2 protein-coding genes are annotated in these 3,026 nt (G+C 32.7%); both read right to left on the bottom strand.

Going from position 1 to position 3,026, the window contains the following annotated elements; all coding sequences use genetic code 11:
- On the bottom strand, positions 1–731 hold a 731-nt coding region (locus tag AB1Z17_RS07130; RefSeq protein WP_368051110.1), incomplete at its 3' end, for a hypothetical protein.
- A 6-nt stretch (positions 732–737) separates the two neighbouring features.
- On the bottom strand, positions 738–3,026 hold a 2,289-nt coding region (locus AB1Z17_RS07125; RefSeq protein ID WP_368051109.1), incomplete at its 5' end, for a pectinesterase family protein.

The raw sequence follows: 3,026 nt of genomic DNA, 5'->3' as shown, positions 1-3,026 counted from the left end.
TTTTCTCCTGTTTTAAATGTATAAGTTGCACTAATTGAAGAATTTACACCATCACTTGTTTCAATATGCCAGTAATAAATAGTATTAGGCTCAACAGAAATTTCAAAACTAGTATCTGTAATATCTTTCCAATCTTCAGGAGTTACTTGGTTTCCATCAATGGTATCAACAAACACATCAAATGTTAGGTCTTCCCCATCTGTATCTTTATTTGAACTTTCCCATTCAAGTGTTACTTTACCATCAACTGGTGTAATTGTAATTCCTGAAAGTGGACTTAAAAGTGAAGCTGGAAAAGGAACATTATTAGAACCTGCTTCACCTGCTAAATAAAATTTAGAAACATCAGAAACAGTTACAAGCTCTCCTGAGTTTTTAGATGTAACTATCCAAGAATACGGAAATCCTCTTTCAAGTTTTACCTCTTTTGAAGTTGTTACAAGATTAGGTCTTTTCGTAATTTCTCTTGTTATTAAATTAGTAATTTCTAAATCATAATTTTCTGTATCGACAGAGGCATTCCATTCAAAAAATACAGCGGCTTTATTTGCAATTATTTCGCCTACTTCACATTCTGTATTATTTATTGGAAGTACCAATTCCGATTTACCAGGTTCAGTTATAATTTGTGGTTCAGTAACTTCATCATCATTTGAACAAGAAATAATTTGAACGCTCGTTATAAAAACCAAAAGTGCTTTTATAAAATATATATATTTTGTTGTTTTCATAATTAACTATTCTTTTATAAGTTTGATTGATTTACGAACTGTTTTTGAATTTAATACAAGGAAATAAACACCTTTAGGATAATTAGTAAGATCAAGATCTATTATTCTATTTCCTGAAACTTCCTTAACTAAGGAAATAAATTGTTTTCCGCTTAAGTCTGATAAAGTAACATTTACAGATGCATCTGCACCGTTTACATAAACTTGCACAAATCCTTTTGTTGGATTTGGAAAAACAACAACTTCTTCTGAAATGAATATTTCTTCTGAAAATTTACCTTGACATTCTGCGTCTGTTGAAATTTTAACTGTATTTAACCCTTTATTAAGAACTAAATCAACTTGTGATTTACTAGAAGTCATTAACTTACCATTGTGTACAATGTTATAACTTGTAGCGCCAGATAATGAATAAGTAACAATATTAGTTGTTCTATTTATGCTAGAATATGTATCAAGAGGAGTTAGCCCTTCTATTTGCACATTAAAACACTGCTCAAAATTATCTCGCCCTTCAATTGAAATACAAACTTTATAATTTCCAGCCGCTAAATTTTCAATAATATCTGAGAATCCATTTGCTGAAGAAAGTGTTGCAGTCCCTGATCCAGAACCAGATATTGAAACAATATAAGTATAATCTGTACTTTTTGCACTGAAACTAATACTTCCATCATTAACACCGTTACAAGAAACAGCAGTAACAGTTATATTAAAATTATCTGCTGGAAGGTCAAATACTTCACATCCAAAAACATCGATAGTTGCTCCTTCTGGTGAATTTGGACAAGCATCTTCACTATCAACCAAACCATCACCATCACTATCATCACAAATATCACCAATTCCGTCATTATCCATATCTGCCTGATCAGGATTATAACTGTAAACACAGTTGTCATTTGGATCTAATATTCCATCATTGTCAGAATCATCTGAAGCAATTAAACCTGGTAATGGATCCCAATCATCATCTCCTTTTGTAAAATTAAAAGTTTTAATCTCTGTACCATCGGTAAGCGTTGGTGCAGTTAATACTGTTGACCAAGCTGCACGGCTAGCTGAATTATTTTCACCAGAAGCTTCATTTGTTCCATATTCATACATAAGTGCGGACTCACCACCTAATGAATTTTTCCAACCTTCCGGATCAATTAAAGATTTTCCTTCAAACCCTCCATATGTTGATGTAGCTATATTGGTATTAAAAAACACCACCTCACTAGTTGTTGCTTGCCAAGGTCTTCCAAAGAATCCTGGTTTAGCGCTTTGATTTGAAGCTGTATTTACTCCAGGTACAGTTGAAATAATATTACACTCATACATTAAAAATCCTCTTCCACTTCCTTGCTGAGCAGCAGTAATATAAGCTGCATCACCACTTGTATCGCTTGTGTTTAGTACGAAATCTGATTTATAAAAAACAGCTGTCATACCTCCAAATATGTAATCTACTGCTCCCATCATAGCTCCTTTAAAAGCAACTAATCTAGAATTTACACCTCCATAGAAAGAATCTTGTCTACCAACAATTCTACATTTGTTTAATATAACTTTATCAGTTCCATTGGCTACACCAATTGCAGCAGCACGTTCAACAAATGCTCTTTGTTGAACATCCGTATTGCCAAAATCAGTTGGTCTTACACCTTTATTTCCACTTACTAATACTAATACATCTTCAGATTCTTTTTGAGAAATGTATTGGTTGAAAGAATTTTCAATAATCAAATCTTCAGCAATAAAACCATCACTACTCACAACAAGTGTAGCATTCCAGTAGGATGCATTTGTTGTTCCTGAAACATTAGTATAGGGTTGATATCCATTTGCTTTGTTTACTTCTAAAGTTTTAGCATTCCATTTATTGTCTGTTCCTTGACTGAAGTAATTATAACCATATCCGTAATATGATGTAATACGTACCGCATTTTCATTGATATCAACTCCACTATTAGTAAGTTCAATACTTGGTATTACAGCAGCATTTTTTAAAGTGACATTTTCACTATTAATCACTACCATTTCTTCATAATTCCCCGGATCAATTAAAACAGTAACACGCTCATTATTTGGTCTGTCCATTTGCGCAATTGCATTAAGCGCTCCGTTAATCGTTTTAAAATCTTTGTCAACTCCTACTTTTAATTCTGCAGAAAAGTCAATTACAGTTGAAACTGCAATATTTGTAATATAAGTTGTTGCTCCAATAATAATTGTTACAGGACCTGCTTCACTTCCACCATACACATATTCAACTGTTTCTAATAGAGAAGTACTTCCACTATTACTTGT

The organism is Lutibacter sp., assembly GCF_040883305.1.
Taxonomy (GTDB): Bacteria; Bacteroidota; Bacteroidia; order Flavobacteriales; family Flavobacteriaceae; genus Lutibacter.
This window is presented reverse-complemented; position numbering and strand designations above follow the sequence as displayed.